Origin of the sequence: Streptomyces sp. ISL-66 (assembly GCF_018614135.1) — a bacterium.
Classification (GTDB): Bacteria; Actinomycetota; Actinomycetes; order Streptomycetales; family Streptomycetaceae; genus Streptomyces.
In genome coordinates this window covers 1-5,878 of sequence record NZ_JAGGOW010000176.1, presented here as the reverse complement: position 1 = coordinate 5,878, position 5,878 = coordinate 1, and the positions used below count along the sequence as shown (strand labels likewise).

Sequence of the window (5,878 nt, the reverse complement as noted above, 5' to 3'; positions counted from 1 at the left end):
CTGGGACCAGGGCAGCGAGATGACCTCTCATGTCTCCTTCAGCGTGGCCACCGACGTTCCGGTCTACTTCTGCGACCCGGCCAGCCCCTGGCAGCGCGGTTCGAACGAGAACACCAACGGCTTGCTGCGGCAATACTTTCCCAAGGGCACCGACCTCGCAGTCCACAGCCGCGAACACCTCGACGCCGTCGCCGCCGAGCTCAACGGCCGCCCACGCAAAACGCTCGGCTGGGAAACCCCAGCCGAGCGCCTGCATAAACTACTCGCGGCCTGAACAACCAACCACGTGTTGCGACGACCCCTAGAAACCGCCTTCGCGGGGACGGGCCCTTGTCGTAGCCGGAGAGGGGTGTCGGCTCAGCCCTTGCTGATCTCCCAGAAGCGGAAGACGGTCGAGGCGTCCAGGGACCACTGCAAGCCGGTCACGTTCTGGCGGGCGACGGCGTACTGCTTGCTCTGCCAGAGCGGGAGGATCGGGACCTCGTCGGCGACGATGTCCTGGAGGCGGTTGTAGTCGGTGGCGGCGGCACTGCGGTCGGCCTTCGCGGAGGTCGCCGGGATGATCGTCCCGGTGATCTCCTTGTTGTCGTAGTTGTTGCCCAGGACGTTGTCCGGGCCGAAGAACGGCTGGGTGAAGTTGTCGGCGTCCGGGTAGTCGGGCACCCAGCCCTTCACGTAGACGCCGTACTTGCCCGCGGCGATGTCCTTCTCGTACTGGTCGAACTCGACGGACTTGACGTCGGCTTCGAAGAGGCCGCTGTCGTTGAGCTGCTTGGCGATCAGCTGGAATTCCTCGTCCGTGGACGGGCCGAAGCGCGTGGGCGTCGAGTACAAGGTGATCTTGACCTTGTCCTTGATGCCGGCGGCGTGCAGGACGGCCTTGGCCTTGGCGGGCTGGGGGCTGCCGCCGTAGCGGTCGAAGAAGGCGGTGGTGTGCGAGGCGATGCCGGCCGGGACGATCGAGTACAGCGCGGTGGCCGTGCCGTCGTAGACCTCCTTGACGAGGGCTTCGCGGTCGACGAGGTAGGCGATGGCCTTGCGGACGGGGAGCTTTCCGGCGACCGGGTCGTTGACGTTGAAGACGAGGTGTTCGACTTCGGCGCCGGCGCCCTGGACGACCTCGACCTTATGGTCGCCGGTGTGGGAGGCGAGGCCGGCGATGTCCTTGGCGGCGAGGCCGCGGAAGGCGAAGTCGACGTCGCCGCTTTCGAGGACCTTCCTGAGGGCGGCCTGGTCCTCGTTGAAGAACTTCATGGTGACGCCGCTGTTCTTCGGCTTGGCCTTGCCGTTGTAGGACTCGTTGACGGAGAAGCTGGCGCTCTTGTCGTTGATGGAGTCCAGCTTGTACACGCCGGAGCCGAAGGCCTTGCCGTCTGTGCGGAGCTTGTCCGCGGGGTACTCGGTGTGGTCGACGATGGAGCCGGCGCCTGCCGCGATCTTGCTCGGGAACGTCGCGTCGGAGTTCTTGAGGCGGAAGATGACGGTCTTGTCGTCGGGGGTCTCGATGGAGCCGATCGACGCGAGCATGACGGCGGGGCCGTTCTCGTCGTTGATCTTCAGGGTGCGCTCGAAGGAGTACTTGACGTCCTTCGCGGTGAGGCTGTTGCCGTTGCTGAACTTCAGGCCGCCGCGCAGGGTGCACTTGTACACCTTGCTGTCGGCGCCCTCGAAGCCGCAGGACTGCGCGGCGTCGGGCTCCGGTGTGGTGGCGCCCTTGGGGAAGCCGAGCAGCGACTGGAAGACGTTGTTGAAGAGCAGCCAGGAGCCCGGGTCGTAGCCCGAGGCGGGGTCGGTGGCCTTGACCTTGTCGGATATGCCCATGACGACGCCCTTGCCGCTGCCGGCGTTCGAGCCATCCGTCGAACCGCAACCGCTGAGCAGCGCGGCGGCGGTGGCCGCTCCGAGGGGGGCTGCCAACCACTGGTTACGTCTCATCACGCGAACGTCCTTCACAGTCTCACTGGCTCGTCTGGTTTCTTGTTCCGGCCCGCGGTGTCCGCGGGCCGGTGCCGTGCTGGTCAGCCGCTGACGCCGCGGCCGAGTTCCCACAGCTGGAGGTCGGAGATGGCGTTGACGGACCATTCCACTCCGGTGATGCCGTCGCGTGCGGCGACGTACTGCTTGCCCTGCCACAGGGGCAGGACGGGGACGTCGTCGGCGACGATGTCCTGCATCTCCGTGATCGCGGGGACGGCGACGCCGCGGTCGACCGCCCGGCGGGATTCGGGGATGAGCCGGGTGCGCACCGCGGTGTTGGCGTAGGGCGTGCCCAGGAAGTTGTCCTGCTCCAGGAACGGGGCGAGGAAGTTGTCGGCGTCGGGGTAGTCGGGGAACCAGCCGAGTCCGTAGGCGGCGTAGTCGCCCTTCTTCTGGGCGGGCCGGAAGTCGGCCCAGTCGGCGCCCTGGACGGTGACGTCGAAGAGCTGGGTGGAGTTCAGCTGGGCCTTGAGGGCTTCGAACTCGGCCGCGGTGCCGTCGCCGTAGTGGTCGTTGGTGTAGTTGAGGGTGAGCTTGACCGGGGTCTTGATCCCGGCGTTCTTCAGGAGTTCGGCGGCCTTGGCGGTGTTGGCTTCGCCGTACTTGTTGAAGAAGGAGTTGACGTGGCCGGTCAGGGTGGTGGGGACCAGCGAGTACAGGGGCTGCGCGGACTTTCCGTAGACCTTGGCGATGACGGCGTTGCGGTCGACGGCGGCGGCGAGGGCCTGGCGGACGGCCTTGTCCTTGACGGTGGGGGCGTCGGTGTTGAAGCCGATGTAGCGGATTTCCAGGCCGGGCATCGGGAAGAGCTTGATGCCCTTGGGGGGGTTGGCGGAGAGCGCGGTGATCTGGGCGGGCGAGAGGGTGCGGGAGACCATGTGGATGGTGCCGCGTTCCAGGGCCTTGCCCATGGCGCCGGAATCTTCGAAGGCGCGCAGTTCGGCCTTGTCGTTCTGCAGCTTCAGGTCGCCCTTGTAGTGGGGGTTCTTGGTGAAGACGGCGCGGACGAGCTGGTTGTCCTTGACTTCGGCCTTCATCGTGTACGGGCCCGAGCCGTCGACGGAGAAGCCCGCGCGGAGCTTCTTGGCGTCGTACTTCTCGGCGCTGACGATGCCCGCGGCGGGGGTGGAGAGTTTGTGCGGGAACGTGGCGTCGGGCGTCTTGAGGTGGAAGACGACGGTATCGGCGCTCTTGGCTTCGACGCTGTCGATGGTGGAGAGCAGCGAGGAGGGGCCGTTCTCGTCCTTGATGGCGCGGACGCGGTCGATGGAGAACTTGACGTCCTGCGCGGTGAGCGGGTCCCCGTCGGCGAACTGGATGCCGGGGCGCAGGGTGCAGCGGTAGCTCTCGTTGCCGGTGTCGGTGAAGCGGCAGTCGGAGGCCGCTTCGGGGACGGGCTGGCCGCCGCCGCGCGGGGTGTGCATGAGCGTCTGGACGGTCTGGCGCAGGATGTTCCAGCTGCCGGCGTCGTAGGCGTAGGCGGGGTCGAGCGGGGCGGGGGCGTAGTCGGCTGCCTCGAACCGGTCGGTGGTTCCGACGATGATCGCTCCGGTTCCCGCTGCTCCGCCGCTGGTGCTGCCGCATGCGGCCAGCGCGGGGGTGAGCAGTCCGGCGGCGGCCGTCAGCGCCATGGTCTTGCGGTTCATGCTGGAAGTACTCCCTCGACCCGGCACTTGTTCAAAGCGGCGTGGAGGGCATTGCGGCGGTCGCCCGTTCTGGGCGGAACGATCGGGCCGGTGTTGTGACGATCGGTCCACGCGGTTCCGGAAACAGGGGTGTGTGTCCGGGACGGCTGAGGTGCGGCGCTATGCCCGGATCGACACTAGTGGCCTGGGGAGGGGTGGCTTGAACCTGTCAGGGCGGGGACGTCATCGCTCCGTTACGGGAGCGGGCGGGGGGTGAGTGCGGGGCTGTTCGCAGATTCGGTCAGGTGCTGATCAATGCGGACACAAGGGGTGGCCGGTGGGGGGTCGCAATGGTGCGAAGGGGGCCTCGCGGGTGATTAAGCTCACCTGGGACAGGTGCCCTGGTAGGGGTGGAATTTCGGCCTCCGGGGAAGTGCGCGAAAAATCCGCCCCCGGGAGCTCGGGCCCTGGGGTGGATCGGCCGGTACGGAGCGTGCGCGCTCAGTTCAGCGGAGTGATGAGGGAGCGCAGGAAGGGCAGGTCCACGTCTTCGAGGGAGCGCACGACGGTCCGGCCGGGGGCCGGTTCGATGCGGCCGACCGAGGGGATGGCGACGACGCGGCAGCCTGCGGCCTCCGCGGCGGCCACGCCGGTGGCGGTGTCCTCGATGACGGCGCAGCGCGAGGGGTGCACGCCGAGGGTGCGGGCGGCCAGGAGGTAGGGGTCGGGGTGCGGCTTGGTGCGGGGGACCTCGTCGCCGGAGATCGTGAGGTGGAAGCGGTCGCGGCCGAGGGTGAGGAGGACCTGGTCGATGACGCGCCGGTGGGAGGCGGAGACGAGGGCGGTGGGCACGTTGTGCCGGGCCAGCTCGGCGAGCAGCCGTTCGGCGCCGGGCATGAGGGGCACCTGGTCGGCGATGCGGGCTTCGAAGCGTTCGTTGAGGAGGACGCTGAGTTCGGCGAGGCCGATGGAGGCGCCGGTGGATTCGATGAGGAATCCGGCGCTGCGGGTCATCGGGCCGCCGACGACGACGTCCCGCCAGGATTCGTCGAGGCGGTGGCCGAGTCCGGCGAAGACGTCGACCTCGATGTCCCACCAGAAACCCTCGGTGTCGACGAGGGTGCCGTCCATGTCGAGCAGCACCGCCTGCAGGGCGTGTCCGTCGGCCGTACGGGCGACGGGGGCGGGAACTGTGCTCGTCATGCGTGCACCTCTCTGGTGGGTCCCGGGGGACGAGAAGGCCGGTCACCTCGCCTGCGGGCGCATGCCCGGGGGAACAGGTGACCGGCCTGTATGGGACCGACTAGTGTACGCCGATCCGTCTCATCGTGCGTTGAAATACTTCGCTTCGGGGTGGTGAATGACGATCGCGTCGGTGGACTGCTCCGGGTGGAGCTGGAACTCCTCGGAGAGGTGGACGCCGATCCGCTCGGGCTGGAGGAGGTCGGCGATCTTGGCGCGGTCCTCCAGGTCGGGGCAGGCGCCGTAGCCCAGGGAGAAGCGGGCGCCGCGGTACTTGAGGTCGAACATGTCCTCGACCTTGGAGGGGTCCTCGCCCGCGAATCCGAGCTCGGCGCGGACCCGGGCGTGCCAGTACTCGGCCATGGCCTCGGCGAGCTGGACGGACAGGCCGTGCAGTTCGAGGTAGTCGCGGTAGGAGTCGGATGCGAAGAGCTTGGCCGTGGCCTCGCCGATCTTGGAGCCGACGGTGACGACCTGGAGGCCGACGACGTCGGTCTCGCCGGATTCCTCGGGGCGGAAGAAGTCGGCGAGGCACAGGCGGCGGCCGCGGCGCTGGCGGGGGAAGATGAAGCGGGTCCGCTCGTTGCCGGCGTCGTCGAGGATGATCAGGTCCTCGCCCTTGGAGACGCAGGGGAAGTAGCCGTAGACGACGGCGGCTTCGAGGAGGTTCTCGGTGTGGAGCTTGTCGAGGAGGCCGCGCAGGCGGGGCCGGCCCTCGGACTCCACGAGCTCCTCGTACGTCGCTCCGCCGGCGCGGGCCTGCTTGAGGCCCCACTGGCCCTTGAAGAGGGCGCCCTCGTCGAGCCAGGAGGCGTAGTCCTTGAGCGGGATGCCCTTGACGACGCGGGTGCCCCAGAACGGCGGGGTGGGGACCGGGTTGTCGGTGGAGGTGTCGGAGCGGCCGCCGGGCTCTTGCGGCTCGTCCACGTCCAGGACGGGGGTGTCCCGCTTGGCCACGCGGCGCTGCTTGAGCTCGGGGAGGGTGGCTCCGGGGACTCCGCGCTTGACGGCGATGAGGGCGTCCATGAGGCGCA

General features: G+C 68.3%; 5 protein-coding genes. 1 reads left to right on the top strand and 4 read right to left on the bottom strand.

Annotated elements, in window-relative coordinates; all coding sequences use genetic code 11:
- Positions 1-274, top strand: a 274-nt coding sequence (locus J7E97_RS30310; protein ID WP_215033958.1) for an IS30 family transposase, incomplete at its 5' end; no start/stop codon positions are given.
- An 83-nt stretch (positions 275-357) separates the two neighbouring features.
- Here J7E97_RS30310 and J7E97_RS30305 read toward each other — a convergent pair.
- The 4 genes from J7E97_RS30305 to J7E97_RS30290 form a co-directional block, all read right to left on the bottom strand.
- Positions 358-1,935 (bottom strand): ABC transporter substrate-binding protein, encoded by a 1,578-nt coding sequence (locus tag J7E97_RS30305; RefSeq protein ID WP_215033956.1) that lies wholly within the window; start codon positions 1,933-1,935, stop codon positions 358-360.
- Positions 1,936-2,018: 83 nt separating this feature from the next.
- Complete coding sequence (locus J7E97_RS30300; RefSeq protein ID WP_215033954.1) at positions 2,019-3,623, bottom strand: ABC transporter substrate-binding protein; 1,605 nt, start codon at positions 3,621-3,623, stop codon at positions 2,019-2,021.
- 480 nt (positions 3,624-4,103) lie between these two features.
- Complete coding sequence (locus J7E97_RS30295; protein WP_215033952.1) at positions 4,104-4,805, bottom strand: HAD family phosphatase; 702 nt, start codon at positions 4,803-4,805, stop codon at positions 4,104-4,106.
- A gap of 120 nt (positions 4,806-4,925) precedes the next feature.
- A partial coding sequence (locus J7E97_RS30290) for a vitamin B12 dependent-methionine synthase activation domain-containing protein (RefSeq protein ID WP_285428877.1) occupies positions 4,926-5,878 on the bottom strand: 953 nt, incomplete at its 5' end.

Bases quoted from the DNA above. Each gene is read 5' to 3' on its own strand.
- J7E97_RS30300 (WP_215033954.1), bottom strand. From the start codon at position 3,623: ATGAACCGCAAGACCATGGCGCTGACGGCCGCCGCCGGACTGCTCACC.
- J7E97_RS30295 (WP_215033952.1), bottom strand. From the start codon at position 4,805: ATGACGAGCACAGTTCCCGCCCCCGTCGCCCGTACGGCCGACGGACAC.
- J7E97_RS30305 (WP_215033956.1), bottom strand. From the start codon at position 1,935: ATGAGACGTAACCAGTGGTTGGCAGCCCCCCTCGGAGCGGCCACCGCC.